The 25,866-nt window shown below is 68.9% G+C and carries 27 protein-coding genes; 7 read left to right on the top strand and 20 right to left on the bottom strand.

Translation table 11 applies throughout. The features are described 5' to 3' along the window. Positions 1-38: 38 nt before the first annotated feature. Positions 39-386 (bottom strand): 50S ribosomal protein L19, encoded by a 348-nt coding sequence (rplS, locus tag J2Y42_RS12080; RefSeq protein ID WP_309858852.1) that lies wholly within the window; start codon positions 384-386, stop codon positions 39-41. Between the two features lie 224 nt (positions 387-610). Continuing rightward, complete coding sequence (locus J2Y42_RS12075) at positions 611-1,108, bottom strand: hypothetical protein (protein WP_309858849.1); 498 nt, start codon at positions 1,106-1,108, stop codon at positions 611-613. A 95-nt stretch (positions 1,109-1,203) separates the two neighbouring features. On the opposite strand from J2Y42_RS12075, the gene map reads away from it, so the two are divergent. Further along, positions 1,204-1,968 carry a type I methionyl aminopeptidase gene (gene map / locus J2Y42_RS12070; protein ID WP_089875473.1) on the top strand — a complete coding sequence of 255 codons (765 nt, stop codon included), beginning with the start codon at positions 1,204-1,206 and terminating at the stop codon, positions 1,966-1,968. 92 nt (positions 1,969-2,060) lie between these two features. Here map and trmD read toward each other — a convergent pair whose 3' ends face one another. Both trmD and J2Y42_RS12060 read right to left on the bottom strand, forming a co-directional pair. After that, the gene (gene trmD, locus J2Y42_RS12065) at positions 2,061-2,744 is read right to left on the bottom strand and encodes a tRNA (guanosine(37)-N1)-methyltransferase TrmD (protein ID WP_309858844.1); all 684 of its coding nucleotides are present in this window, start codon (positions 2,742-2,744) and stop codon (positions 2,061-2,063) included. Positions 2,745-2,770: 26 nt separating this feature from the next. Then, on the bottom strand, positions 2,771-3,982 hold the full coding sequence (locus J2Y42_RS12060) for an MFS transporter (RefSeq protein WP_309858841.1): 1,212 nt from the start codon (positions 3,980-3,982) through the stop codon (positions 2,771-2,773). Between the two features lie 47 nt (positions 3,983-4,029). Between J2Y42_RS12060 and J2Y42_RS12055 the strand changes: the two genes are divergently transcribed. Next, positions 4,030-4,698 carry a GntR family transcriptional regulator gene (locus J2Y42_RS12055; protein WP_309858839.1) on the top strand — a complete coding sequence of 223 codons (669 nt, stop codon included), beginning with the start codon at positions 4,030-4,032 and terminating at the stop codon, positions 4,696-4,698. Between the two features lie 3 nt (positions 4,699-4,701). Here the strand turns inward: J2Y42_RS12055 and J2Y42_RS12050 are convergent, their stop codons facing one another. The 4 genes from J2Y42_RS12050 to rpsP all read right to left on the bottom strand — a co-directional run bounded on the left by J2Y42_RS12050 (position 4,702) and on the right by rpsP (position 6,550). Continuing rightward, positions 4,702-5,094, bottom strand: coding sequence for a hypothetical protein (locus J2Y42_RS12050; RefSeq protein WP_309858836.1), 393 nt, complete (start codon positions 5,092-5,094; stop codon positions 4,702-4,704). 74 nt (positions 5,095-5,168) lie between these two features. After that, positions 5,169-5,870, bottom strand: a complete 702-nt coding sequence (rimM, locus tag J2Y42_RS12045; RefSeq protein WP_309858834.1) for a ribosome maturation factor RimM — start codon at positions 5,868-5,870, stop codon at positions 5,169-5,171. Further along, positions 5,833-6,063 carry an RNA-binding protein gene (locus J2Y42_RS12040; RefSeq protein WP_018190686.1) on the bottom strand — a complete coding sequence of 77 codons (231 nt, stop codon included), beginning with the start codon at positions 6,061-6,063 and terminating at the stop codon, positions 5,833-5,835. Before J2Y42_RS12040 ends, rimM begins: the two co-directional genes overlap by 38 nt. Positions 6,064-6,067: 4 nt before the next feature. Beyond that, a complete protein-coding gene (gene rpsP / locus J2Y42_RS12035) occupies positions 6,068-6,550 on the bottom strand; it encodes a 30S ribosomal protein S16 (RefSeq protein ID WP_309858829.1) in 483 nt (160 codons plus the stop codon). A 180-nt stretch (positions 6,551-6,730) separates the two neighbouring features. On the opposite strand from rpsP, the gene J2Y42_RS12030 reads away from it, so the two are divergent. The 4 genes from J2Y42_RS12030 to J2Y42_RS12015 all read left to right on the top strand — a co-directional run bounded on the left by J2Y42_RS12030 (position 6,731) and on the right by J2Y42_RS12015 (position 10,214). Then, positions 6,731-7,867, top strand: a complete 1,137-nt coding sequence (locus J2Y42_RS12030; protein WP_309858827.1) for a glutamate--cysteine ligase — start codon at positions 6,731-6,733, stop codon at positions 7,865-7,867. Between the two features lie 78 nt (positions 7,868-7,945). After that, a complete protein-coding gene (locus J2Y42_RS12025; protein WP_309858822.1) occupies positions 7,946-8,632 on the top strand; it encodes an SGNH/GDSL hydrolase family protein in 687 nt (228 codons plus the stop codon). A 34-nt stretch (positions 8,633-8,666) separates the two neighbouring features. Further along, the gene (locus tag J2Y42_RS12020) at positions 8,667-9,386 is read left to right on the top strand and encodes an SGNH/GDSL hydrolase family protein (protein ID WP_309858819.1); all 720 of its coding nucleotides are present in this window, start codon (positions 8,667-8,669) and stop codon (positions 9,384-9,386) included. A gap of 81 nt (positions 9,387-9,467) precedes the next feature. Beyond that, entirely contained in the window at positions 9,468-10,214 is a 747-nt protein-coding gene (locus J2Y42_RS12015; RefSeq protein ID WP_309858816.1) for a GDSL-type esterase/lipase family protein, read from the top strand. Between the two features lie 18 nt (positions 10,215-10,232). Here the strand turns inward: J2Y42_RS12015 and ffh are convergent, their stop codons facing one another. From ffh to ftsY, 3 genes are read right to left on the bottom strand one after another with little or no spacing between them, the layout of a single operon-like run. Next, positions 10,233-11,810 (bottom strand): signal recognition particle protein, encoded by a 1,578-nt coding sequence (gene ffh, locus J2Y42_RS12010; protein WP_309858813.1) that lies wholly within the window; start codon positions 11,808-11,810, stop codon positions 10,233-10,235. A 49-nt stretch (positions 11,811-11,859) separates the two neighbouring features. Further along, on the bottom strand, positions 11,860-12,363 hold the full coding sequence (locus tag J2Y42_RS12005; RefSeq protein ID WP_309858811.1) for a DUF2004 domain-containing protein: 504 nt from the start codon (positions 12,361-12,363) through the stop codon (positions 11,860-11,862). Between the two features lie 9 nt (positions 12,364-12,372). Continuing rightward, positions 12,373-13,248: a signal recognition particle-docking protein FtsY gene (gene ftsY / locus J2Y42_RS12000; RefSeq protein ID WP_018190678.1), complete on the bottom strand. Its 876-nt coding sequence runs from the start codon at positions 13,246-13,248 to the stop codon at positions 12,373-12,375. A 35-nt stretch (positions 13,249-13,283) separates the two neighbouring features. On the opposite strand from ftsY, the gene J2Y42_RS11995 reads away from it, so the two are divergent. Continuing rightward, positions 13,284-14,090: a CHAD domain-containing protein gene (locus J2Y42_RS11995; protein ID WP_309858805.1), complete on the top strand. Its 807-nt coding sequence runs from the start codon at positions 13,284-13,286 to the stop codon at positions 14,088-14,090. A 53-nt stretch (positions 14,091-14,143) separates the two neighbouring features. Here J2Y42_RS11995 and J2Y42_RS11990 read toward each other — a convergent pair whose 3' ends face one another. The 9 genes from J2Y42_RS11990 to J2Y42_RS11950 form a co-directional block, all read right to left on the bottom strand. Continuing rightward, complete coding sequence (locus J2Y42_RS11990) at positions 14,144-14,830, bottom strand: hypothetical protein (RefSeq protein ID WP_309858802.1); 687 nt, start codon at positions 14,828-14,830, stop codon at positions 14,144-14,146. 46 nt (positions 14,831-14,876) lie between these two features. Beyond that, a complete protein-coding gene (locus J2Y42_RS11985) occupies positions 14,877-15,485 on the bottom strand; it encodes a hypothetical protein (RefSeq protein ID WP_309858799.1) in 609 nt (202 codons plus the stop codon). 23 nt (positions 15,486-15,508) lie between these two features. After that, positions 15,509-17,719: a hypothetical protein gene (locus J2Y42_RS11980; RefSeq protein WP_309858796.1), complete on the bottom strand. Its 2,211-nt coding sequence runs from the start codon at positions 17,717-17,719 to the stop codon at positions 15,509-15,511. Then, positions 17,716-18,033 (bottom strand): hypothetical protein, encoded by a 318-nt coding sequence (locus J2Y42_RS11975; protein WP_309858794.1) that lies wholly within the window; start codon positions 18,031-18,033, stop codon positions 17,716-17,718. Before J2Y42_RS11975 ends, J2Y42_RS11980 begins: the two co-directional genes overlap by 4 nt. Before the next feature lie 255 nt (positions 18,034-18,288). Further along, on the bottom strand, positions 18,289-21,831 hold the full coding sequence (smc, locus tag J2Y42_RS11970; protein ID WP_309858791.1) for a chromosome segregation protein SMC: 3,543 nt from the start codon (positions 21,829-21,831) through the stop codon (positions 18,289-18,291). Positions 21,832-21,971: 140 nt separating this feature from the next. Next, a complete protein-coding gene (locus J2Y42_RS11965) occupies positions 21,972-22,679 on the bottom strand; it encodes an ABC transporter ATP-binding protein (RefSeq protein WP_396427157.1) in 708 nt (235 codons plus the stop codon). Beyond that, complete coding sequence (locus J2Y42_RS11960) at positions 22,672-23,583, bottom strand: ABC transporter ATP-binding protein (protein WP_309858784.1); 912 nt, start codon at positions 23,581-23,583, stop codon at positions 22,672-22,674. Before J2Y42_RS11960 ends, J2Y42_RS11965 begins: the two co-directional genes overlap by 8 nt. Next, positions 23,580-24,815 (bottom strand): branched-chain amino acid ABC transporter permease, encoded by a 1,236-nt coding sequence (locus J2Y42_RS11955; RefSeq protein WP_309858782.1) that lies wholly within the window; start codon positions 24,813-24,815, stop codon positions 23,580-23,582. Before J2Y42_RS11955 ends, J2Y42_RS11960 begins: the two co-directional genes overlap by 4 nt. Next, on the bottom strand, positions 24,812-25,819 hold the full coding sequence (locus J2Y42_RS11950) for a branched-chain amino acid ABC transporter permease (protein WP_309858779.1): 1,008 nt from the start codon (positions 25,817-25,819) through the stop codon (positions 24,812-24,814). The genes J2Y42_RS11955 and J2Y42_RS11950 overlap by 4 nt, the downstream gene beginning before the upstream one ends. Positions 25,820-25,866 lie beyond the last annotated feature (47 nt).

Raw genomic sequence — 25,866 nt, 5'->3', positions numbered from 1 at the left:
AGAGGATCGGGGGTTCTGGACGCGTTGAGGCGCGGAGATCAGTTCTCGCGCTTCTCCTTGATCTTCGCCTTCTTGCCGCGGAGCTCGCGCAGGTAGTAGAGCTTCGCGCGACGGACGTCACCGCGGGTGACGACCTCGATCTTGTCGATGACCGGGGAGTGGACCGGGAAGGTGCGCTCGACACCCACCTGGAAGCTGATCTTGCGGACCGTGAAGGTCTCGCGGACGCCCTCGCCGGAGCGGCCGATGACGACGCCCTGGAAGACCTGGACGCGAGAGCGGTTGCCCTCGATGATGTTCACGTGCACCTTGACGGTGTCGCCGGCGCGGAAGTCGGGGATGTCCTGCTTGAGGGACGCGGCGTCGAGCTGGTCGAGGATGTGCATGGGTGTTCGCTCTCTGTACCCGCCACAGGTCGGGAACGGACTCGGGGCCGGCTCCGATCAGGAGTGTCGGCCGTCTGGGTTCGGTAAGTGGGTGTCCGCGAGAAGTGCTGGCTCCCCCGTGGCAGAGCCTGGCCGCGGCACAAGTGTCAATTCTGCCACGCGGGACACCCGTTTGCCAAAGCGCGTCGAATCGGATGCCGAGACGACACTCCTCGCGCAAGCCGTCAGTCGCGCTCGCGCCGCTCCTCGATGACGATGTACTCGCCGCCGTCGACCGACTCGCCGGGCGGAGGCGGCACCTCGCGGGGCTGCGCGGCACGCTGGTACGCCTCGAAGGTCATGGCGACACGCGCTCGTGTCTCCCTGAGGAGCTCCCACAGCACGACCCAGAAGATCGCCACGAACAGCAGGATGCCGAGCACGGCGAGCCAGCCCGTCACTCCGGCCGGGAAGAAGCCGAACCCGATGATCGCCAGGTGCCAGGCACCGAACAGGCCGACGTCGTACCAGGAGACCGCGTGGCTGTCGCGGACGCTGCGGCGAGCCATCACGATCCCGCCGACGACGAGCATGGCGACGAAAAGGATGGGACAGAGCAGCAGGAGGCCGAGGAACGACCAGCCGCTCCCCTGGCTGAAGGCGGCCCAGCCGACCAGCAGCCATGCGGGGAGCACCACGGCGGACGGGAAGAGCCACCAGTAGAACGCCTTGCGGATGATCACGCGCCCAGCGTAGCCGCGGCCGGCTGTGCTGCGGCTGCGCGTTTGCCGGATGCCGACCTGCGAGACTGGTGGGCAGGAAACCGAGAGGAGCCACCGTGATCGAGCTGAGGACGCCCGCCGAGATCGAGCAGATGCGACCGGCCGGCCGCTTCGTCGCCGATGTGCTCGCGCAGACGGCCGCGGCGGCCCACGTCGGCGTGAACCTGCTGGAGCTGGACGCGCTCGCGCACGACCTCATCCGTCGCCGCGGCGCCGAGTCCTGCTACATCGACTACCACCCGTCGTTCGGTGCCAGCCCGTTCGGGAAGGTGATCTGCACCTCCGTCAACGATGCCGTGCTGCACGGCCTCCCGCACGACTACCGCCTGCAGGACGGCGACCTCCTGACCCTCGACTTCGCGGCGAGCGTCGACGGCTGGGTCGCCGACTCGGCCGTCAGCCTGGTCGTGGGCACTCCGCGCGACGAGGACCTCCGCCTCATCGACACGACCCGTCGCGCGCTGACGGCGGGCATCGAGGCGGCGCAGCCGGGCGGACGGATCGGAGACATCTCCGCGGCCATCGCCGCCGTCGCACACGCGGAGGGCTACTCGATCAACACGCAGTTCGGCGGCCACGGCGTCGGCCGGACGATGCACGGCGACCCGCACATCTCGAACGACGGACGCGCCGGGCGCGGCTATCCCCTGCGCCCGGGACTCGTCGTCGCGATCGAGCCGTGGTTCCTGGAGACGACGGACGAGATCTACACCGACCGAGACGGCTGGACTCTCCGCAGCGCCGACGGCTCCCGCGGCGCGCACTCCGAGCACACCGTCGCCATCACCGACGACGGCCCCCTCGTCCTCACCGCCCCCTGACCCCAGCGAACAGCTCCTGAGTTTTTCGCTCCGAAACGCGGATGGGAGCCGAAAAACTCAGGAGCTGTTGGCTGGGAGGCGCGGCAGGACGCTCACGGGAGGAGGTCGGGGCGGACGGCGCGCGTGCGCTCGAGCTGCTGCTCGCGACGCCACGCGTCGACGGCCCCGTGGTTGCCGGAGAGCAGCACGGGAGGAACCTCCCGGCCGCGCCAGACGGCCGGCTTCGTGTAGCTGGGGTACTCGAGCAGCCCGTCCTCGTGCGACTCCTCGACGAGGCTCTCGGGGTTGCCGACGACGCCCGGGATGAGCCGGCCGACCGCCTCGATCATCGCCATCGTCGCGACCTCCCCGCCGTTGAGCACGTAGTCCCCGATGCTCATGAGCCGCACCCGCGCGCGAGCCGCGGTGTCGTCGAAGACGCGCTGATCGATCCCCTCGTAGCGCCCGCAGCCGAACACCAGGTGCTGCTCCTGCGCCAGCTCGCGCGCGATCGACTGGGTGAAGACCTCCCCGGCCGGCGACGGGAAGATCACGACGGGGTCGGACGCGCCGTTCAGGATGCCGTCGAGCGCCTCGCCCCACGGCTCCGGCTTCATGACCATGCCGGCTCCCCCGCCGTACGGGGTGTCGTCGACCGTCCGGTGCCGGTCGTGCGTGTGGTCGCGCAGGTCGTGGACGCCGAGCTCGATGAGGCCGGACTGCCGGGCCTTGCCGAGCAGGGAGATGTCGAGCACATCGAAGAAGGTCGGGAAGATCGTGACGATGTCGATGCGCATGGGGAAAGTCTAGAAGGGCGCCGGCGCTAGGCCGGGACGACCGCCAGCTCGCGATCACGCGGGACGAGCGGGGTCGCCACCGCGGGACACAGCGCGACAACCGCGAAGGCGACGGGATACCCCACCCAGCCGATCAGGGCGCCGACGGCCGGTCCGACAACCGATGCGGCGAGGAACTGACCGGTGTTCTGCGCCCCCAGCGCACGGCCCGACCAGAAGGGTCCCGCGATCTCGGCGACCGACGTGTAGGCCAGGCCGTTGTCGGCGACGGTGACGATCGCCGCGACGATGAGGATGACGGCAGCCGCGACGGACCCGAGGGCGGACGCCGCCGCCATCAGCAGCATGACCGCGACGGCGCAGACGCTGACCCAGCGCAGCGGTCGCAGGTGGCTGCCCACCCGGTCGCTGAGCACCCCGACGCCGATCCGCCCGATCGCACCGGCGAACTGACTGACACCGATCACGATGCCCGCGGCGAGCGGCGAGAAGTGCAGCTGCGACACGAGCCACACGAGCCCGAAGGTGGAGACCGTGAACTGCGGAACGACGAGCAGCATGGAGACCGCGTGGATGCGCCACAGCAGCGACGTCTCCCGGTACGGCCGCCACACGGCCTGGGGATGCGCATCCTCTCCCGCGGCGGCCTTCCGCGGCGGCCGTGGCGGATCGACGATGCCGATCGCGCAGAGCACCGCGGACACACCGCAGAGGACGGCGGGCACGATCAGCGCTGCGGCGATGCCCCCGGACGCCGCGAGCAGCGGCACGCTGACCGCGGCGATCGCCACGCCGAGCGGCTGGCACATCTGGCGGATGCCCATCGCCAGCCCCCGCCGCTCTTTCGGGAACCAGCCGATGACTACGCGCCCGCTCGCCGCGTTGGGGCTGGCGGACGCCATCCCTCCGACCAGGAACAGGGCGCCGAGCGCGACGTACGAGTCGACGAACATGGCGGCGACGGCCGCCAGTGCGGTGAGGGCGAGTCCCGACGCGATCACCCAGCGCTCCCCGATCCGGTCGCTCAGCGCCCCCCAGGCGATCAACGTGAGCACGAGGCCCAGAGTGGGAGCGGACGCGAGCAGCCCCGCCTGCGCCAGGCTCAGCCCGCGCTCGGTGTGCAGCAGCGGGATCAGGAACGCCGGGGTCGACACGAAGACGGTCGAGCTCGCCTGGGCGAGGACGCCGAAGGCCAGCATGAGCCACGGGCGGGGACGACGCACGGTTCGGGCGAACATGGGTATACCCTAGCGGTATACCATGCCGGTATACCAAAGGAGTCCCGATGTCCGAGCCACTGCCCGCCGCCGAGGCTTCCCGCGTCTACGACCGCCTCCGCGCCGAGATCCTCGACCTCGACCGCATCCCAGGCTCGCGTCTCACCGAGCGCGGTCTCGAGGGGGAACTCGGCGCATCCCGAACTCCCCTGCGGTCGGCGCTCATGCGGTTGGAGTCGGATGGACTCGTCGGCCGCGATGGGCGTGGCTGGCAGGTCTCGCCGATCGACCTCGGCGAGATCGCGCGCCTGAGCGAGTTCCGGGATGCGGTCGAGACGGCCGCCGTGCGGCTCAGCTGCGCTCGCGCCTCGGACGGCGCGATCGCCACTCTGCACGAGCACCTGGACGGGTGGGCGGAGGACCATTCCCCCGACGGCGCCGTGCGGACCGGGACCGAGTTCCACGTCCGGCTCGCCGCTCTCTCCGGCAATGCGTTCTTCGCGGACGCGGTCGCGGACGCCATGACCCGCCTCGCCCGCGCGCGGTGGCTTGTCGCCCGCGACGAGGGCGCCACGAGCGAGCACCGGGAGATCCTCGCCCTGGTCGCCGCGCGGCAGGCGGACGAGGCCGCCGCTCGCATCCACGAGCACGTCGTCGGCACCCATGACCGCCTGGTGGGCGCTTTAGGTGCCGACGCCCGCTCGCTGCGCGGGCGCGGTCTCGCTATCGTCTCCTGACGCTCAGCCGATCACATCGGTGACCGGCACGATCCGGACGAGCGCCCCAGCGCCCGCATAGATCTGCGGTTCGCCGCTCACCAGCGCGTCGCCGTGGAGCCGGGTCAGCGCGACGTACTCCGCGGCCTCGGTCTGCGCCCAGCCCAGTTCGTCCGCCACCAGCCAGGCGTTACGCCGCAGCACACGGTCGCCGAGCAACCGCACGGGAAGCCGGTCGACGGCCGCGAGCAGTGTCCGGGCGTCCGCCGGTTCACGCCGTCCTGAGCGCGCGTCCGCGTGCAGAAGTGACAAGGTCTGCGACCGGAGGAGCGTCGGCGCCAGCAGCGCCTCCGGTCCGCTCCACCCGGACTCGGCCAGCCGGACGGCTGCGGGAGCGTCGATCACGTACGCGGTCATGCCGCATTCTGTCCACGAGCCGGCGGGAAAGGGAAGAGGGCGACCCGTTCGGGTCGCCCTCTTCGCGTCGTGGATCAGTCGTCGGACGTAGGCCCGGCGGCTTCGCCTTCGGAATCGGCCTCCGGCTCGGCGTCGCCCACAGGCTCCGTCTCCGGCTCGTCGTCCGGCAGCTCCTCGAAGAGCCCCGCGGGCGGAGTCAGCGTGACGGTTCCGGCGGCGATGTCGACCTCCGGGACGATCGCCTTCACGAACGGCACGAGCACCTCACCGTCGCCCGTCGCGATGGCCAGCAGGTCCTGTGCGGGCAGGTGGTCGACACGAGCCACGCGTCCGACCGTCACGCCGTCGCGCACCGCGTCGAGCCCGACCAGCTGGTGGTCGTACCAGGCGTCTTCCTCGTCCGGGAGCTGCGTGGCGTCCTGGCTGACCCAGAGGATCGCCTTGATGAGCGTCTCGGCCTCCGTACGGTCGTCGACGCCGGCGAAGAACCCGACCGGGTGGCCGTTGTACCAGCGGAGCTCGCGGAGTTCGAGCGTCTTGCCGTGCCACTTGGATGCGGTGGGCACCTGCAGGGTGAACACCGCACCCGGGACGAACCGCTTCTCCGGTTCGTCCGTGTAGAGCTCCAGCTTGATGGCGCCCTTGAGGCCGTGCGCCTTCGTGAGGCGCCCGACACGCAGCTCGGTCTGACCGGGCCGGGGGGCGACCTCCTTGCGAGGCAGTTTGTGGTCCGCCACCTCAGTCGTCGACGACGTCGACACGGACGCGCCGGCCATCGGCCAGCGCGGCAACGAGCGTACGGAGAGCCTTCGCCGTGCGGCCGGAGCGGCCGATCACCCGGCCGAGGTCCTCGGGGTTCACACGAACCTCGAGGACCTCGCCACGCGGAGAGCTCTTGGCCACGACGTGGACGTCGTCAGGGTGATCGACGATCCCCTTGACCAGGTGCGTGAGCGCGGGTGCGAGCAAGACGTCAGGCCTTCTCGTCGGACGCGTCGTCGGCGATGGCTTCGGCCTCGGCGACGACGTTGGCCTCGGCGGCCTCCTCGCGCTCGACCTCGGCCTCGACGACGGCCTCCGCCTCGGCGGCGACCTCGGCGGGCTTCTCGGCCTTGGGCTTGAGGACCGGCTTCTTCTTCTCGTCGGCGACGAACTCGGCCTTGCCCTCGGCGACCTTGACGGTGCTCACGGCGTTCTTGTCGCCCTTGAAGCGACCCCAGTCGCCGGTGAGCTTGAGCAGCGCGGTGACCTGCTCGGTCGGCTGGGCGCCGACGCCGAGCCAGTACTGCGCACGCTCGGAGTCGACCTCGATGCGCGAGGGCTCCTCGGTCGGGTGGTACAGACCGATCTCCTCGATCACGCGACCATCGCGCTTGGTGCGCGAGTCGGCGACGACGATGCGGTAGTACGGAGCGCGGATCTTGCCCAGGCGCTTCAGACGGATTTTGACAGCCACGATTCTCCTGTGTGAGTGGATGAGTTGTATCGAACTGACTGCCGTGGGCGTGGGGGCACACGCGGCAGGAGGTCTATGTTCGTCCGCCGCACCGGATAGAGGGTCGGGTACGTCGAACTCAACTAGCTATTCTGTCAGATACTGCGCTGCTTTGAACAATCGGACGGATGGAACGACCGCATGCAGATCGATTTCTCGGAGTCCGAGCGCTCCACTGTCGGCATCGAGTGGGAGATCGCCCTCGTCGACGGCTCGACGGGCGACCTGGTCCAGATCGCCGACGACGTGCTGCGCGAGCTGGGCACGCCCGACGGCCGGGAGCATCCCCAGATCACCCATGAGCTGCTGATGAACACGGTGGAGCTGGTCAGCCGGGTGCACCGCACGGTGCCCGCGGCGATCACCGACCTGCAGGAGCTCATCGGCTTGGTCCGGGGTGTCACCGACCCGCTCGGCGTCGAGTTGATGTGCGCGGGGACGCATCCCTTCGCCCAGTGGTTCGACCAGAAGGTGACGCCGAACGAGCGGTACGACCGGCTGCTCGACCGCACCCAGTGGTGGGGGCGGCAGATGATGATCTGGGGCGTGCACGTGCACGTCGGCATCGACTCGGTCGACAAGGCCCTGCCGATCGTCAACGGTCTGCTCACGTACTACCCGCACCTGCAGGCGCTCAGCGCGTCCAGCCCGTTCTGGGCGGGCGCTCGCACGGGGTACGCCTCGAACCGCGCGCTCATGTTCCAGCAGCTGCCCACCGCCGGCCTGCCCTGGCAGTTCGGCACCTGGGCCAACTACGAGGCCTATGTCGAGGACCTGGTCACGACGGGCGTCGTGGAGGATCACTCCGAGGTGCGCTGGGACATCCGCCCGTCGCCGAAGTGGGGAACGGTCGAGATGCGCGCCTGCGACGGGCTGTCGACGCCCGACGAGGTCGGCGCGGTCTCCGCGCTGATCCACTGCCTGACGGATCGGATGTCGGGACAGCTCGACGCGGGCGTCGAGCCGGTCACGCTGCAGCCCTGGTTCGTCCGCGAGAACAAGTGGCGTGCCGCCCGCTACGGCCTCGACGCCGAGATCATCCAGGCGCCGGACGGCAGCGAGCGGCTCGTCTCGGACTCCCTGCGCGAACTGGTGGACGACCTGCAACCGGAAGCCGAGCGGCTGGGATGCGTCGACGAGCTGGCGACGGTCCTCACCATCCTGGACACCGGCGCCAGCTACCAACGGCAGCTCGCCGTCGCGGAGCAGAACGGCGGGAGCCTGCAGGCCGTGGTCAGCTCGCTGACGCACGAGCTGCGCAACGGCCTCGCCCGCTGATCGTTCAGCGAAGAGACCCCGAGCCGATCCACGGATCCGGCAAAGCCCACCCATAGCCTCCGGGCGTACGGTGTGGTCATGCTCGCCCGACGCCCCCTCGCGGCAGCGGCCACCGCGATGACGGCCGCCCTCCTGGCGCTGACCGCCCTCTCGGGATGCGCCTCGGCGAAAGCGGCCTCCAACGCCGCTCTGGCCACGCAGCCGGCGACATCGTCCTCCACCGCGACGCCGGAGCACGTCGCTGTGATCGGTGACTCGATCGAGTCGGGTCTCGGGCTCGACCCCTCCGAGGCCTGGCCGGCCCTCCTCGCCTCGGACCACGGCTGGCGGCTGGACAACCTCAGCGTGCCCGGCGCCGGCTTCGTCGCCGAGGGATCCGACGGGCATGACTTCTCCGGCCAGGTGGATGCGGCGATCGCCGCCCAGCCGGATCTCGTCCTCATCGGCGCGTCCGACAACGACCTCGGCACCGACCCCGACCGGCTGAGCACGGCCATGCGCTCGACGGTCGACCGTCTCGCCGCAGCCCTTCCGGACGCCCGGATCGCGGGATTCAACGCGCTCAGCGGTCAGGCGAGCGACGAGGAGCTCGCCGCGGGCGACACGGCGCTGCGACAGGCGGTCCTCGACGCCGGCGGCGCGTGGCTCGACCTCGGGCAGCCCTATCGCGGCAAAGCCGGGCTCGTGCAGGACGACGACGAGCATCCCACCCTCCCCGGCCAGCAGGCGATCGCGGCGGTCGTCGCCGCGAAGCTGAGCCTGTGAGAGCGGCTCGGACGGGACGCTTAGGGTGGATCGGGTGAGGTTCCGACGTCCCCGCCCTGCCCTGCTGGCCATCCTCCTCGCCGTCGTCGTCGGCAGCGCTCTCAGTGCATGCGCGCCGTCCGCCGCGCCCGCGTCGCCGAGCGGGTCGCCGACGCATTCGGCGTCGGTGCCCTCGCCCTCCCCCGCGTCCTCCTCCCGTGGGGTGACCGCCGCAGCGATCGGTGACTCGATCGCCATCGGTTACGGTGTGCCCGCCGAAGACGCGTGGCCCCTGCTCGTCGCGGATCGGCTCGACTGGACGCTGAGCGACTTCGCGGAGAGTGCGGCAGGGTTCACCGTGAAGGGCCTCAACACGCACACGTTCGACGATCAGGTCAGCGCGGTGATCCGCCTCCATCCGGATGTCGTGATCGTCGGAGCGACGCGCAACGACGTCTTCGCATCGACGCCCGACCTGCAGCGAGCGGCCACTGCAGCGCTGCACCGGTTGCGTGAGGCGCTCCCCGAGGCGCGAATCGTCGGCGTCAGCGCCCTCTGGGGCTCCGATCCCACCCCCGCGCAAGTCCCGGTCATCTCGCGGACCGTGCAGGCGGCCGTCCTCGATGTGGGCGGCTCCTGGGTGGAGCTGGGCCAGCCGTTCGCCGGGCATCCCGAGCTGCTGATCAGCGACCAGGTGCATCCCACCGTCGAGGGTCAGCAGCTCATCGCTAACGCGGTCGTTCGTGGCATCGGCTCGCAGCTCGTGGACCGCTGACGGCGACCGCTACCACCGGGCCGACACGCCGAGAAGTGAGACACAGCGTTCTCGCAGCTTGGACCGTCTAGCCTCGCACCCGTGCGCACCCTCACCCGACGCCGCCCGCGCCCGCTCAGCACCCGGCTCCCCCTGCTCGCGCCCGCGGCCCTGACGGTGGCACTGCTCGCTCTCGCCGGTTGCGCGTCCGCCCCGACCGCCCACCCCGTCGCGGCGCAGGCGACCGCCGTCGCCGCGCCGGACGCCGGCAGCGTCGGACGGGATGCGTCGGGCATCGTCGACGCCGTCGCGATCGGCGATTCGATCGCCTTCGGCAAGGGCGTGACGGCCGATCAGGCCTGGCCCGCGCTCGTCTCCGAGGCGCACGGCTGGCAGCTGACCGACCTCGCCGTTTCCGGCTCCGGGTTCGTCAAGCCGGGCTGGAACGGCACGACCTACCGTCAGCAGGTGGATGCGGCGCTCCGCCTCCACCCGCAGGTGATCCTCCTCGCCGCCACCCGCAACGACCGCGAACAGGACCCGGCCGCTGTCACCGCGAACGCCGACCGGATGCTGCGGGAGCTGCGTGAGCGCTTCCCTGACGCGACGATCGTCGGCATCACCGGCATCTGGGGCTCCGACCAGCCGCCCGCGACCATGACCCGCGTCGACGACATCGTCGGGGACGCGGTGCGCGGCGTCGACGGCACCTGGCTCGACATCGGCTTCCCGCTCGTCGGGCACCCGGAGCTGCTCCAGGCGGACGGCATCCACCCGAATGCGGCCGGTCAGAAGGTCGTGGCGCAGACCATCGAGTCGAAGCTCCAGCCGCTCAACCTGGCGCTGTAGCGCGCAGCGAGCCCCGGGTCAGCGACCCAGGAACTTCTGCAGAGCGGCCAACTCCTCCTCGGACGGACCGCCGGCCGGTGTTGCCTGCGGCGCCGCGGCGCCACCGCCCAGCCCGAACCCGCTGCCGCTCGGCGTACCGGCCGCCTTGACGCCGGAGGCCAGCGCGGCGTTCTCCGCCGCGCGCTTGGCCGGGTTGCCCGAACGGGAACCCTTCTTCTTGTTCTTCTGCTGCTTGCGCCCGGCGTACGAGGCACCGGGGATGGGGCCCATGCCGGGGACGTTCGGCACGCCGCCCTTGGCGACGGTCTTCATCATCTTGGCGGCCTGCTCGAACCGGCTGACCAGCTGATTGACCTCGGTGACGGTCGTGCCGGAGCCCTTCGCGATGCGCAGGCGACGCGAGCCGTTGAGCAGCTTCGGGTTGGTGCGCTCGGCCTTCGTCATCGACTGGATGATGGCCTCCGTCCGCACGATCTCGCGCTCGTCGAACTGGTCGAGCTGCTGCTTCATCTGGCCGGCACCGGGCAGCATCCCCATCATCTTCTTGATCGACCCCATGTTGCGCAGCTGCTGCATCTGCTTGAGGAAGTCGTCGAGGGTGAAGCTGTCGGTCGCGAACTTCTCAGCGACCTTGCGCGCCTCCTCCTCGTCGAAGGCCTGCTGGGCCTGCTCGATGAGGGTGAGGATGTCGCCGAGGTCGAGAATGCGCGACGCCATGCGGTCCGGGTGGAACGGCTCGAAGTCGTCGAGGTTCTCACCGGTCGAGGCGAAGATGATCGGACGGCCGGTGACCGACGCGACCGAGAGGGCGGCACCGCCTCGGGCGTCACCGTCGAGCTTGGAGAGCACGACGCCGGTGAAGTCGACGCCGTCCTGGAACGCCTTCGCGGTCGCGACGGCATCCTGACCGATCATGGCGTCGATGACGAACAGCACCTCGTCGGGGTCGGTCGCCTTGCGGATGTCGGCCGCCTGCTTCATCAGCTCGGCGTCGACGCCGAGACGGCCGGCGGTGTCGATGACGACCGTGTCGTACTGCTTGGTCTCCGCGAACTTCAAGGCGTCCTTGGCGACCTTCACCGGGTTGCCGACGCCGTTGCCGGGCTCCGGCGCGAACACCGGGACGCCGGCCTGCTCGCCGACGATCTGGAGCTGGGTCACGGCGTTCGGGCGCTGGAGGTCGGCGGCGACCAGGAGCGGGGTGTGCCCGTCCTTCACCAGCCACTTGCCGAGCTTGCCCGCGAGCGTCGTCTTTCCGGCACCCTGGAGGCCGGCGAGCATGATGACCGTCGGAGGCCGCTTGGCGAACTGCAGCCGGCGCTGCTGGCCGCCCAGGATGGCGACGAGCTCCTCGTTGACGATCTGCACGACCTGCTGGGCCGGGTTGAGAGCCTTGTTGACCTCGTCGCTCAGCGCGCGCTCGCGCACCTTCGCGGTGAAGTCCTTGACCACCGGGAGCGCCACGTCGGCGTCGAGCAGTGCGCGACGGATCTCGCGCACGGTGCCGTCGACATCCGCCGGCGACAGCTTGCCTTTGGTGCGAAGGTTCTTGAAGGTGTCCGCAAGACGGTCGGACAGCGTCCCGAAAGTAGCCATGATCCGTATATCTTATCGGGCCACGTTGGCTACGCGCCGTGAGCGTCGGTCAGTCGCCCGACGTCTCCACCGAGACCACGTCGCCCCGCACGTCGAAGGCGACGGTGAGCAGCGCATCCGACTCGTCCGGGGCGATGGAGTAGTCGAACGTCGCGAACACCTCGTCCTCATCCGAGTGGTCCGCCTGGATGACGACGCTCATCAGCTGCAGGGAACGCAGCACGTCGATGGCGATGTCGCCCGAGTTGTAGACCAGCAGATCGACCAGGCTGTCCCCCAGCTTGTCGACGTGCTCGTCGATGTAGCTGGAGGTCGCGGACTGCCGCGAGCTCAGCTCGGCGACCAGCGCATCCCGGGCCCGCGCATCGAAGCCCTCCAGCGCCTGAATGAGCGCAGCAGCAGAGTCGAGCGCGAACTCGGGGACGCCGCTCTCGTCGTCGGCCAGGAGCTCGACGTCGACGGTCTGGTCGCCCAGCTCGACGGTGTCGTCCCAGGCGAGTCCACCGCTGGCCGTCTCGTCGATGAGGCCGAAGAAATCATGCTCGATCGCCATGACGCTCCCCTATCCGACCAGCTGCTGTGCGAAGACGTGCGGCGTGAAGCCGGTCAGGTCGTTGATCCCCTCGCCCTGCCCCACGAGCTTGATCGGGATGCCGGTGCGCTCCTGCACGGCGAGCACGAACCCGCCCTTCGCGGAGCCGTCGAGCTTCGTGAGCACCAGCCCGGTGACACCGGCGTGCTCCAGGAAGGCTTCGGCCTGCGCTAGCCCGTTCTGCCCGGTCGTCGCGTCGAGCACGAGCAGCACCTCGGCGATCGGCGCCTGCTTCTCGACGACGCGCTTGATCTTGGAGAGCTCGTCCATGAGGCCGCCCTTGGTCTGCAGGCGCCCGGCGGTGTCGATGATGACGATCTCGGTACCGTCGCGCTTGGCCTTCTCGACGGTCTGGAAGGCGACGGAGGCCGGGTCCTGCCCCTGCTGCTGCGGGCGGACGATCTCGGCACCCGCGCGCTCGGCCCAGGTCGCCAGCTGCTCGACCGCGGCGGCTCGGAACGTGTCGGCCGCGCCGACGACCACCGAGCGGTCGTACGTGCGGAGGAACTTCGCGAACTTGCCGATGGTGGTCGTCTTGCCGACGCCGTTGACGCCGACGACCAGCACGATCGCCGGGCGGTCGCTCAGCTTCAGAGTGGTGTCGAGCTTCGACAGCCGCTCCTCCATCGTCTCGCGCAGCATGCGCTGCAGGTCGGCCGGATCGGTCGTGTGATATCGCTCCACCTTCGCGCGCAGGTCGTCGATGACCGCCTCGGTCACGTCCGGACCGAAGTCGGCCGTGATGAGCGCCGTCTCGAGGTCGTCCCAGGTGTCGTCGTCGATGGTCTTCTTGGCGAACAGCCCGCGGAGGGCGCCCGACAGAGACCAGGGGGTGCGGTCAGCCATGACACTCAGACTAGCCGCGGTTGTACGGTGTGCTCATGTACGCGCTCGTGGGGGTCTCGGCGGAGTTGGCCGAGCAGCTGGTGGCGATCGAGACCGGCGGAGAGGATGCGGTGCACCAGGCGCGGACGCGGGTGCGGCGCTTGCGCAGCATCCTGAGCGTGTACCGGTCGGCCTTCGACCGCGAAGAGCAGCGGGCCATGCGCGCCCGGCTGAAGCGACTCGGCGAGCGGCTGGGGCGGGTGCGCGACGCCGAGGTGCGGGCGCGCGACCTGGAGGGTCTGCTCGGTGCCGAGTCTGCGCCCGAGCTGGTGGATGCGGTGGAGGGGCTCGCCGCGGAGGCCCGCGCCGAGCACGGACGGGCGCTGGGAGGGCTGCTCCGGCACCTGCACGGCCGGGCCCACCGGACCCTCCTCGCCGATCTGCAGACCTTCGCCGCCGATCCCCCGCTGGCGAAGCCGGGACGGAAGCACCCGCGGCGGGTGGTCAGGAAGGGGCTCGGAAAGGCCGCGCGACGCGTGAGGAAGCGCTCCGGCCGGACGCTGGAGCAGCGGCACGAGACCCGGAAAGCGGCGCGGCGCCTGCGGTACGCCGCCGAGGCCGTCGTCGACGACCTCGGCCGGGAGGCGGTGCGGATCGCCGCGGCGGCGGAGGCTGTGCAGGATGCGCTCGGCGACCACCGCGACCTGGTCCTGCTGGCGCGCCACCTCCGCGAGAAGGCCGACGAGCGGCAGTTGAGCGCATCGGCCGCGACCGGAATCGCCCTGCTCGCCGCCGAATGTGATCTGCGGGCGGAGGAGCTCCTGGCGGGGCTCGACGACAAGCTCGCCGCGATCGAGCCGTGAGCCGTCGCGATCGGATCAGCAGGAACTCGTGGCTGTTCTGACCCACTGATTGGTCACGTCGCGTGAGGCAGACGGTCGATGAACCGGCAGTGACGACACGACCAACGGAAATCCGGGAAAGGGTCGCGTTGGGGCTTGGTGATCGGCCCCTTCGGCACCACCGGTTGCGGATCGAAGAACCCCACCGGAATCGTCGACCCATCACACGAGTCCTCGTCCGTCCCCCCGCCACCGCCGATGACCCGCAACCCGAGCTTCTCGCACTTTGCGATGTGCCACGTCTCCAAGTGCGGCTTCGAGGGATTTTGGTTCGCAGCCCAGTCATGACCCGGCGTAGTGATCGTCCAGTCCTTCAACGGCAACGCACACACGGTCACGTCATAGTCGATGCCATTGATCTCCTCCACCTCTACCGGCTCGAATGGCAGGGGGCCCCGATACACCCACGGATCATCCCCCTGATCCTCATACTCCTGAACGATGGAATGACCGTCCTCATACGTTTCCGTCAGCTGCTTGATCGTGAAATCCCCCGAATTCCAGGCCATCGCATCCCCGATCATCGCCGCCCGCAGCAGCTTCACCGCGGGGTGCTTTTCCAACTCCGACGACGGACGCTTTCCGTCCTGCCACACGATCCGCGGCGTCTTCATCACCGTCGGCCCCGGCACACACCCGCCCAGCACCACACACATCACTGCCGCGAAAACCACAACTCCTATACTGCGCACGATCATCACGGCCGCACCGTCTTCGCGTAGTGTCGCGGACGCAACGTCGACGCCATCAACGGAAGTCCGGGAAGGGCTCGCGTTTGGGCTTGGTGATCGGACCTTTCGGAAGGACCGGTTGGGGGTCGAAGAACCCCACCGGGATCGTCGACCGGTCACACGACTCGTCCAACGAGCCGCCACCGCCGATTATCCGCAGACCTAGCTTCTCGAACCTCCCTACTGACCAGGTCTCCAGGTGCGGCTCTGATGGGTTCTCGTTCGCGGACCAGTCATGTCCGGGTGTGGTGATCGTCCAGTCCTTCAACGGCAACGCACACACCGTCACGTCATAATCACCGTTGGCCAGCCGGTCCACCTTCACCGGCTCGAATGGCAGTGGACCTCGATACACCCACGGATGGTCCCTTTGATTCTCGTACCGGTCAACGATCGATCCTCCGTACCGATAGGTGTCCGTCAGCTGCTTGATGGTGAAGTCGCCCGAGTTCCACGCCATCGCATCCCCGATCGTCGCCGCTCGCAGTGTCTTGATCGCGGGATGGTTCTCCAACTCTGAGGAGGGACGCTTCCCGTCTTGCCAGACGATCGTCGGCGTCTTCATCACCGTCGGCCCCGGCACACACCCAGCCAGCACCGCACCCGCCGCCGCCGCGAGAACCACAACATTTATCCTGCGCGCGATTATCAAGGCCGCCCCCTGTCGTGGGCGTTCCCGTAGGCGTCGGACCAGTCTCGTGCGATCATGTCCGCACGCACCTCGGTGTGCTCCTGTACCCACTGATTGACGACTGACCGGTTCGCATCCAGCCACGCCTGCACCTGTGACAGCGCTGTGCCCGGGTCCGTACTCAGGGGCGCTTGCCCTGTGACGCCGGGAATATGCATCGTTTCCGCGATCGTGCCATAGACGGTGTAATCGGAGAGCTTCGCGCGGGAGTCTCGATCCGACCGCGACTGCGTCAAAGTCTCTGCCGCGTGGTCGGTTCGGAACACGTCTGCCCCGGCGTCGGTGAGGTTTGACATCGCCACATCCTGACCCAGATTGAGGCCCTCCCCGAAAACACCGCCGAGCTTGAGCGCGTCCGACGCCGCTGGGAACGGCATGAGGCCCAGAAGCGCAGCGATCGTATCCGCCGCCCGGGCATTCTCCTCGTCCAGCTCCGTCGCGCGGCTCAACGTGCCGGCGTCGATCGCCCCGTGAGTGAAGCCGTCGAGGCGGCCATAGAGGGTCAACGCGTCCCTGACCACATTGGGGTCTGAAGTGGAGTTCGCCAGTCCAAGCAGCGCCTGCTCGTACTGGGAGATGGCGTCGCCCAGGACATGGGCGCCGACCGGCTGCGAGGACGCGATCCCCAGCAGCTCGATCAGGGCGTCCACACTGATCGAGGAACCGAAGAGCTTGCCCAGGCCGGCCACTGTCAGCTTCTCGGAGTCGGGGGCGCGGTTTTCCGGGTCGGCACCGATAGGGCGCTCGGTCAAGGCGGGCAGGTTGAGTCCGATGGTTCCCGCCAGGTAACGGCTTCCATCCGCTGAGACGTTCGACGCATCAAACGCCTTGTTCTTGACCAGCCCGTCAAAGCCCTGACTCGTCAGCTCCGCAATCCGCTTCTGAATCGTCAGGTCCGTTGGGTGAGAGAACACACCGCCGGTGGCCTGATTTGCGCCGAACAGAAGCGCGTTGACTCCGGCGAACCCGTCGTCCCGCCAGTCGCGATCCCGATACAACCGATTGAAATCGTCATACGAGAGCGTGTCTATAAATGTGTACGCCTGATCGGGATACTGCCCCAGCGATTCGAACACGGCCCCGGTGGCATCGAACGGGGTTCCCGAGCCCGGCGGGAACGAGAACACCATATCGGCGCCCTCCTTCTTCTCCCGCTCCTGCAGTGCACGCGCTGCTGCAAGCGACACCTCCGGGCCTGGGAAGGGCGGCCCGTTGAACAGCTGCCCCAGCGCCGCCACCTCGGACGACTTCGCGGAGGCGAACGTCTTCGCGAACTTCTTGGCCTTCTCCTTGCTCCACGACGCGGTGCCGAGCGCGAAGCCACCCTGCAGGAGTCGAAGGAGCTGCTCGGACTCCGACTTGGTCGGCGAACTCGGCGCCATTCCCCAGCCGATCCCGGAGAGCAGGTTCGTCAGGGCGCCCGGCGGGATCTTCCCGAAGAACTCCTCCATCGCCTTCTGGTCGCCACCGCACTCCTGCAGGAACTTGGTGAGCTTGGCGACATCCTCTTCGCTCAGCCTCGTGGTGTTATCGAAATCGGTGCCGAGCTTCGACTCGAGCCAGTCCGCCATCTTCTGAGCGCGCTCCTTGGCTTTCGCGTCAGGGTCATACGCCGACACCGGGGACGGTCCCGCCGCCGGATTCCCCGGCTCGACCCGCAACGCCCTCACAGACCGCTCGAACTCCACAGCGAACGCTTCGACAGCCTTGTTGAACGCGGTGACCTGGCCCCGCGCGTTCCGCTCTAACGTCGCCGCTTCCGGCACATCAGAGACTTCCGGATAACCGATCCCGCCGTGAACCGCCGCCCACTTCTCCAACAGCGGAGGGATATCACGGGAGTACATCGTCTGGATCGACTCCAGCAACTCCTGCCGCCGGCGCCCGAGAGCGCCATGCTCGTGGAACGCGCCACCCACCACCTGGCACAACGCCTCCACCGTCGAATGGACACGTTCAAGCGACACCCGGCCCGGCTTCAAATACTTCGTCACGGTGTCCGGCATGTTCCGCGACCGGAAACTCTCCACGAACACCGCCTGCGCCGACTCCGCCTCCTGCGCATGAGTCAGCATCCGAGAAGCGACATCCCGCGACGCCACCGCAGCATCCAACACCGCCGCCGGATTCAACTCCTCCAGGTCTCGCAGATCGTCCTCGCGAATCAAAACATCACCACATTCGAATCAGCCGCACGGAAGGTCAGCGCACCATCACGATCCACCGCGACCATGCCATCCACCGCTGCTGTGCCGGCCTGCGCCACCTTCTTCAGGTTCGTGCTCACCGCCGAAGGCACACTCACGAGGTCCTCCATCAACTCCGACAACGCGTTATGCAAGGACGCGAACCGCATCGATGACGCCACGCTCTCCGCAGCCGATTGAAAGACCGACCCCTCACTCTGAATGCCTTCGGCGGCCGCGGCCACCCGACCCGCGGCGGCCGTCGCGTCTTCGGGTCTGATCTCGATCTCTGCCATAAGAACAGGAGTCTACAACAAACATTCCGGACGTTTGGTGACGACAGCCATGACGGTCCGACCCACCCCACCCACGGTGCGGACGTGGGGATGGCGCAGACAGTCGATGGGTTCGATCGAGCGGCTGCCTGCCACCGTGTCGTGAGACGCGAGAACCTCCAGGTCCTCGAGTGAGCGTCTTTCAACGCCCACCCCGCCTGGAGGCTCTTCTCATATCGCAGCATCTGAGTCAGACACTGCGCCTAGGCCCTACAGCTAGCTCGCCTTCTCCTGCGCCACGCGCTGCCCCACGACCGCGGAGACGCCGTCCTGGCGCATCGAGACGCCGTACAGGGCGTCTGCGATCTCCATGGTGCGCTTCTGGTGCGTGATGACGATCAGTTGGCTGCTCTCGCGGAGGTCCTCGAAGATCGTGAGCAGGCGGCCCAGGTTGGCGTCGTCGAGCGCCGCCTCCACCTCGTCCATGATGTAGAACGGGCTCGGCCGCGCCTTGAAGATCGCGATCAGCAGAGCGACCGCCGCCAGCGACCGCTCGCCGCCGGAGAGCAGCGAGAGCCGCTCGATCTTCTTGCCTGCGGGCTTCACCGAGACCTCGATGCCGGTCGTCAGCAGATCGTCCGGATTCGTCAGGCTGATGCTGCCCTGGCCGCCCGGGAAGAGGATGGGGAAGACCCGTTTGAAGGCCTCCTCGGTGTCGGCGAACGCGGACTCGAAGATGGTCTGCATCCGCTCGTCGATGTCCTCGATGATCGTCAGCAGGTCCTTGCGGGTGTTCGTGAGGTCGGTCAGCTGCTCGGTGAGGAACTTGTGGCGCTGCTCGAGCGCGGCGAACTCCTCCAGCGCGAGCGGGTTGACGCGACCCAGCTGCGACAGCTTGCGCTCCGCCGCGGCCAGCCGCTTCTGCTGCTGCTCGCGCGAGAACGGGACGGTCTCGACCTCGGCGTCGGGCTCGCGTTCCTCGTCGCGCGCACGGTCGACCGGCACCGGCACCTCCGGCCCGTACTCGGCGACCAGCACATCCTCGACAAGGCCCAGCTCGCTGCCCGCCCGCTCCAGCAGGCTCGACAGGTGCAGCTTCTTCTCGTAGATCTGGAGTTCCAGGCCGTGCACCGACTCCGTGATGGCCTGCAGGCGCTCCCGCACCGCGTTCTCGTCGCGACGCAGGGTCGCGAGCTCCTCGTTGCGGCTCGCGCGCTCGGCCTCCGCGGTGGCGAGCTCCAACCGCGCCTGGGCGACGGACCGGTCGACGGAGGCCAGGACGGCTGGGAGGGCGCCGATGACGCTCTGGGCCGCATCCAGCTGGCGACGGCGGATGACCGCGCGCCGGGCGGCCTCCTCGGCGGCGGCGCGCTCGGCCTCCATCCGCCGGACGAGCGCTTCCCCGCGGGCCTGCTCGGCGCGGACGCGCTCCTTGGCGGTCTCGACCGCGAGGCGCGCCTCGACCTCGGCTTCGCGGGCCGCATCCAACTCGGTCGAGAGGGCGTCGCGGGCGCTGACATCGAGGATAGGGCGCGGACGCGACCGCGCGGCCTCCAGCTCCGCCCTCGCCTTCTCCGCTGCCTGCTCGGCCTCGGCGACCCGCTCGCCCGCCTGCTCGAGCGCCCGGCTGAGGCGGTCGAACTCGGCCTGGGAGGCCTCCAGCTGGACCTTGAGCCGGTTGACCTGCTCCGTCTGCGCCGCGAGCTTCGCGTCGAACTCCCGCAGGGTCGCGAGCGCGGCCTGCGACTGCTCTTTGGCGACCTGCAGCACGCCGCGCTGCTCGGCGAGGGCGAACTTCGCCCGGTCGATCAGCGAGGTGACCTCGGTGAGCCGCTCCTGGGCGGCGTCGCGGTCGGCGATGAGCTCGATGCGGCTCTGCTTCGCGCCCGAGCCGCCGCGCAGCACGTGCTCGGTGAGGACGTCGCCGGTCGTGGTGATGATCGTGATCGGGCCGCCGCTCCCGCGGGCGCCGAACGCCTCGAATGCGCGTCGGGCGGAGTCCAGGTCGTCGGCGATCGCCGTGAAGGCGAGGATGCCTCGGACGCCGTTGGGGGCATCCACCACTTTGGTGGCCGGGACGACGCCGGCGACGCCGCTGAGGTCGACGTCGGCTGCGGGCGCGTCGGCGATGACGACCTCCACTCGGCCGAGGTCGTCGGCCGCCGCGTGCGTCACCGCGGCGACGGCAGCATCCCGGTCGTCCGCGAGCACGGCGTCGGCGAGGGTGCCGAGAGCCGCGGCGATCGCGGCCTCGTAGCCGGGATGGACGCGGATGTGCTCGGCCACCAGCCCGCGCACGCCGGCCAGGCGCGCGGCGACGAGAGCCGACGATCCGTCCTTCTGGTCCAGCGCGAGCGAGAGGGCGCTGACCCGGGCGGCGAGGGCGTCCCGCTCGCGCTCCAGGGTGTGCAGCTCCTCGCGCAGCCGCTCGATCTCGCCCTCCGCCTCGAACACCGTCGCCTGCGCCAGCTCGTACGCCTCGTCGAGGTCACCCTCTCCGACGTCCGCGGTGGCGGCTTCGGCCTCTCGGGCCGCGAACTCGGCGCGGGCGCGCTCGCGGCGCTCGGTCGCGGCGTCCAGCGCGTTCTGCTGACGCAGCACCTCGCCGCGCACCGCGGCGAGACGCTGTGCGGCGGCATCGGCCTGGCCGTTGAGCTTCGAGATCTCCAGGTCGTGGCGCGACACCAGGGCGCTCTGCGCAGCGATCTCCTCGTCCACCGCGTCCAGGCGCGACCGGGCGCTGCGCGTCGCCGCCTGCGCCGCCGTCCAGGCGGCCTCGGCGTCGACGACCACGCCGCGCAAGCGCTCGACCTCGTCGCGAGCGTCCTGCACGTTCTGCGGGGTCACGCTCGGGTTCGCGTCCGGCGCGTCGCCCTGGCTGCCGAGCAGCGCGACCCGCTGGTTGGCGAGGGTGAACAGCCCGCGCAGGCGCTCCTGCACCGACTCCAGGGCGAAGGCGGTGCTGCGGGCCGCATCCACGGCATCCCCCACCAGGGCCTGCTCCAGGCGCGTGCGGCGCAGCTGCTTCTGCTCGAGCTGCTCCTGCAGCACGATCTGCTCGCTGTGGCGCTCCGACTCGGTGCGGCCGTGGTCGTCGAGGGTGCGGCGCAACGTGACGACCTCGTCGGCGAGCAGCCGCGCTCGCGCATCCCGCACGATGGCGGCGATGGACTGCGCCTCGCGCGCGATCTCCGCCTGGTGCCCGAGCGGCTTCAGCTGTCGGCGCACCTCGCCGGCCAGGTCGCTCAGGCGGGTCAGGTTGGTCTGCATGGCCTCCAGCTTGCGGAGGGTCTTCTCCTTGCGGCGACGGTGCTTCAGGATGCCGGCCGCCTCCTCGATGAAGCCCCGGCGGTCCTCGGGGCTGGCGTGCAGCACGGCGTCGAGCTGACCCTGACCGACGATCACGTGCATCTCGCGGCCGAGACCGGAGTCGCTCAGCAGCTCCTGCACATCCAGCAGCCGGCAGGACTGCCCGTTGATCGCGTACTCGCTGCCGCCGTTGCGGAACAGCGTGCGGGAAATGGTCACCTCGGAGTACTCGATCGGCAGCGCGCCGTCGGCGTTGTCGATGGTGAGCTGCACCTCGGCGCGGCCGAGCGGACCGCGCGTCGCCGTTCCGGCGAAGATGACGTCCTCCATCTTGCCGCCGCGAAGCGTCTTGGCGCCCTGCTCGCCCATCACCCAGGCGAGCGCGTCCACCACGTTCGACTTGCCGGACCCGTTGGGGCCGACGACGCAGGTGACGCCCGGCTCGAAGGCGAACGTCGTCGGCTGCGCGAACGACTTGAAGCCCTTGAGCGTCAGACTCTTCAAGTACACGCAGGCGAATTTACCGGACGTTCACGCCGCCGCCGCGCCGGAGCGCCGCACGACTCCACCGCCGAGTACGCGAAAACTGCACGTCGTCCGGGTGGACGGCGTGCAGTTTTCGCGTACTCGACGGTGGGTGGGAGGCGGGGTCAGGCGACGCCCAGGTAGGCCTCCTTGATGGCGGGGTCGGCGAGGAGCTCCTTGCCGGTGCCCGCGCGGGTGATCACGCCGGTCTCCAGCACGAAGCCGCGATTCGCGCGGGCCAGCGCCTGGTTGGCGTTCTGCTCCACCAGCAGGACCGTCGTGCCCTGCTTGTTGATCTCCGTCACTATCGAGAAGATCTGACGGATGAACTGCGGCGCCAGACCCATCGACGGCTCGTCCAGCAGCAGGAGCCGCGGGTTCGACATCAGCGCGCGTCCGATGGCGAGCATCTGCTGCTCGCCGCCCGACATCGTGCCGCCGACCTGCGTCTTCCGCTCGGCGAGTCGCGGGAACAGCGCGAACACCCGGTCGAAGTCCTCGCCCATCTTGGAGCGGTCCTTGCGGCCGAACGCGCCCATGTCGAGGTTCTCCATGACCGTCATGCCCGGGAAGATGCCCCGGCCCTCCGGCGCCTGCGAGATGCCCCGGACGACGCGGATGTGCGCCTTCATCTTGGTGATGTCCTCGCCGTCGAAGAGGATGGACCCCTTCGACGGGTTCAGGATGCCCGAGATCGTCTTCATGGTCGTCGACTTGCCGGCGCCGTTCGCACCGATCAGGCTGACGATCTCGCCCTCATCAACCGAGAAGGACATGTCGTGGATGGCCTCGATCCGGCCGTACGAAACGCTGATGTTCTTCAGCTCAAGCAACGTCATCTTCGGGCTCCCCGAGGTAGGCGGCGATCACGCGAGGGTCGTTCCGGATGGCCTCCGGAGTGTCGTCGGCGATCTTGCGTCCGAATTCCAGCACGACGATCCGGTCGGTCACTCCCATGACCAGCTTCATGTCGTGTTCGATCAGCAGAACGGTGTACCCGTCGGCCCGGATGGTGCGGATGAGCTCCATGAGCTCCTCCTTCTCCGCCGGGTTGAAGCCGGCGGCCGGCTCGTCGAGGCACAGCACCTTCGGGTCGGTCGCGAGCGCGCGGGCGATCTCCAGACGGCGCTGGTAGCCGTACGGGAGCGACCGCGACAGCGAACCTGCCTGGTCGGCGATGCCGACGAACTCGAGCAGGGCCATTCCGCGCTCGATCGACGACTTCTCCTCGCGCGTGTGCCGCGGGAGGCGGAGCAGCGCGCCGGGGACCGACGTGCGGTGCCGTGCATCCAGTCCGACCACGACGTTCTCGAGCGCCGTCATCTCACCGAACAGCCGGATGTTCTGGAACGTCCGCGAGAGACCGAGCCGGGTGATCTGGTGCTGCTTGCGGCCCTTGATCGTCTGGCCCTCCAGCAGCACGTCGCCGCTGGTCGGCTTGTAGACGCCCGTCATGGCGTTGAAGCACGTCGTCTTACCTGCACCGTTCGGGCCGATCAGCCCGAGGATCTCGCCACGCCGGATGTCGAAGGTGACATCGTCGAGAGCGGTGAGGCCGCCGAACTTCACCGTCAGGTTGCGCACCTCTACGATGTTCTCGCCCACCTCGACCGCGATTTCGCGGTCCGGTGCTGCGGCCTCGGCGACCTCCAGGTCGATACCCGCAGCCTCCAGCTCGTCCTCGTTCACGCCGAGGGCCGGCTCCTCCTCCGGAACCGTGTTCCGTGCGTCCGTCATCGTGCGCCTCCCTTCGCGCTGCCATCGGCATCCAGTGCCCCGCTGTCGACGACCGGAGTGGCCCCGGTCCGCGGGCCCGGACGTCCCTTCGCCGCGTCCGCCACCCGGCGGTAGGCGTGCCTGCCGTAGGCCAGCAGCTTCTGCCGCGCCGGGAACAGTCCCTGCGAACGGAAGATCATGATGAGCACGAGGGCGATGCCGAAGATCAGGTACTTGTAGTCGGCGATGACGGTGAACCGCAGCGGGATGTACGCCACGATCGCGCCACCGAGCATGGCGCCGACCTTGTTGCCCGCACCGCCGAGGACGACGGCCGCGAGGAACAGGATCGACGTCTGCACGTCGAACTTCTGGTTGTTCACGAAGCCGACCTGACCGGCGAACAGCGCACCGGACAGACCGCCGACGCCGGCGCCGATCGCGAACGCCCACACCTTGTACTTGAAGGTCGGGACGCCCATGATCTCCGCGGCGTCCTCATCCTCGCGGATCGCGACCCAGGCGCGGCCGACGCGGCTGCGCTCCAGGTTGCCGACCAGCAGCAGGATCACGATGATGACGGTGATCGTCAGCCAGTACCACGGCACGCCGTTGGAGTTGGAGAAGATCGGGATGCCGTCGGCGTTCTCCCCCGGCGGGTGGCCGACGTTCTGGAAGCCGACCTGACCCTTCATCGCCGGGATGATCGTGGCGAGGATGCGGACGATCTCACCGAAGCCGAGCGTCACGATCGCCAGGTAGTCGCCGCGCAGGCGGAGCGTCGGGACGCCGAGGATGATGCCGAACGTCATCGTCACCGCGATGGCGACCGGGATCGTCCACAGGTACGGGATCTTCACGAACGGCGAGTCGGGGCTGGTCAGCATTGCGGCCGTGTACGACCCGACCGCGAAGAACGCGACGTAGCCGAGGTCGAGCAGGCCGGCATAACCGACCACGACGTTCAGGCCGATCGCGATGAGCGCGTAGACCGCCATCGAGAAGCAGGCCAGCGCCCAGTCGTTGCCGGGGGCCGTCGAGAGCGGGAAGAAGTTCAGGTACGGCAGGGCGTAGGCGAGCGCGACCACGATGAGCAGCCATGCCCACTGCACGGCACGCGGGAGGTTGTTCCAGCGGTCGCGGAGGTTGGCGAACGGGCCGGTGCTGCGCTTGCCGCGGGACGCTTCGAGGGCGTCGACGGCCTGCTCTTCGCGAGCATCGGGCAGGACCCTGGGGCCTTCTGACATGCTCATGCGCGGCTCCTTCCGAGCGAGGTGCCGAGAATGCCGCTCGGCTTGATGAGCAGCACCAGGACGAGGACCACGAAGGCCACGACGTCCGTCCACTGCGAGTCACCGAGCAGGATCTGCCCGTAGTTGCCGATGACGCCCAGCAGCAGACCGCCGAGCAGAGCACCGCGGACATTGCCGATGCCGCCGAGGACGGCCGCCGCGAACGCCTTGACGCCGAGGATGAAGCCGCCGTTGTAGATCACGCCGGAGGGGACCAGCATCACGTAGAACAGCGCCGCAGCGCCGGCGAGGATACCGCCGGTGATGAAGGTGATCTGGATGATCCGCTCCTTGTTCACGCCCATCAGGGTCGCGGTGTCCGGGTCCTGCGCGACGGCGCGGATGCCGCGGCCGGTGCGGGTGCGCCGGATGAACCAGTCGGTCGCGATCATGAGGATCACAGACGCGATGACGATGATCAGTTGCTGGCTGTTCACGATCGTCCCGAACACATCGAAGATGGGCTGCGGGATGAACATGGTCACCGAAGGCTCGGCGTTCGCGCCACGGATCAGGAAGATCCCGTACTGGATCGCGAACGAGGCGCCGATGGCCGTGATGAGGAACACCAGGCGCGGGGCGTTGCGTTTTCGCAGCGGCCGGTAGGCGACGCGTTCCAGGAGCCATGCCGTGACGGCCGAGGCCAGCACACCGACGATGAGCGCCAGGATGAGGTCCCCGATGATGGCGCCGGCGCTCAGATTCGGCGCGCTCGGACCGAAACCGAGCGTCGTGAGGGTCACGACGACGCCATAGGCGCCGACGATGAAGACCTCGGAGTGGGCGAAGTTGATCAGGTTCAGCACACCGTAGACCAGCGTGTAGCCGACGGCGATGAGGCCGTAGACCGCGCCGAAGGTGAGCCCGTCGAACGTTGCGCTCCAGAAGTTCTGGACCAGTGCGTTGACGTCGAAATTGATCCAGGAGCTGTCGAGGGCGGGATGAAGGAGGAGGGTTTCGAGCATTCGAGCATCCAGGGTTCAGTGCCGGATCTCCGTCGATCCGGCGAGCA

This window comes from Leifsonia sp. 1010, assembly GCF_031455295.1.
GTDB lineage: Bacteria > Actinomycetota > Actinomycetes > Actinomycetales > Microbacteriaceae > Leifsonia.
The sequence above is the reverse complement of the archived record's forward strand: the minus strand, read 5'-3'. Positions and strand labels throughout refer to the sequence as shown.

Excerpts from the sequence above, each read along its gene's own strand:
- ftsY (WP_018190678.1), bottom strand. The coding sequence starts at position 13,248 with ATGGCTGACCGCACCCCCTGGTCTCTGTCGGGCGCCCTCCGCGGGCTG.
- J2Y42_RS12050 (WP_309858836.1), bottom strand. The coding sequence starts at position 5,094 with ATGACCGCGTACGTGATCGACGCTCCCGCAGCCGTCCGGCTGGCCGAG.
- J2Y42_RS12025 (WP_309858822.1), top strand. The coding sequence starts at position 7,946 with ATGCTCGCCCGACGCCCCCTCGCGGCAGCGGCCACCGCGATGACGGCC.
- J2Y42_RS12060 (WP_309858841.1), bottom strand. The coding sequence starts at position 3,982 with ATGTTCGCCCGAACCGTGCGTCGTCCCCGCCCGTGGCTCATGCTGGCC.
- ffh (WP_309858813.1), bottom strand. The coding sequence starts at position 11,810 with ATGGCTACTTTCGGGACGCTGTCCGACCGTCTTGCGGACACCTTCAAG.
- J2Y42_RS11955 (WP_309858782.1), bottom strand. The coding sequence starts at position 24,815 with ATGAGCATGTCAGAAGGCCCCAGGGTCCTGCCCGATGCTCGCGAAGAG.
- J2Y42_RS12030 (WP_309858827.1), top strand. The coding sequence starts at position 6,731 with ATGCAGATCGATTTCTCGGAGTCCGAGCGCTCCACTGTCGGCATCGAG.
- J2Y42_RS12005 (WP_309858811.1), bottom strand. The coding sequence starts at position 12,363 with ATGGCGATCGAGCATGATTTCTTCGGCCTCATCGACGAGACGGCCAGC.
- J2Y42_RS11995 (WP_309858805.1), top strand. The coding sequence starts at position 13,284 with ATGTACGCGCTCGTGGGGGTCTCGGCGGAGTTGGCCGAGCAGCTGGTG.
- rplS (WP_309858852.1), bottom strand. The coding sequence starts at position 386 with ATGCACATCCTCGACCAGCTCGACGCCGCGTCCCTCAAGCAGGACATC.
- trmD (WP_309858844.1), bottom strand. The coding sequence starts at position 2,744 with ATGCGCATCGACATCGTCACGATCTTCCCGACCTTCTTCGATGTGCTC.
- J2Y42_RS11950 (WP_309858779.1), bottom strand. The coding sequence starts at position 25,819 with ATGCTCGAAACCCTCCTCCTTCATCCCGCCCTCGACAGCTCCTGGATC.
- J2Y42_RS11960 (WP_309858784.1), bottom strand. The coding sequence starts at position 23,583 with ATGACGGACGCACGGAACACGGTTCCGGAGGAGGAGCCGGCCCTCGGC.
- J2Y42_RS11975 (WP_309858794.1), bottom strand. The coding sequence starts at position 18,033 with ATGGCAGAGATCGAGATCAGACCCGAAGACGCGACGGCCGCCGCGGGT.
- J2Y42_RS12055 (WP_309858839.1), top strand. The coding sequence starts at position 4,030 with ATGTCCGAGCCACTGCCCGCCGCCGAGGCTTCCCGCGTCTACGACCGC.
- rimM (WP_309858834.1), bottom strand. The coding sequence starts at position 5,870 with ATGGCCGGCGCGTCCGTGTCGACGTCGTCGACGACTGAGGTGGCGGAC.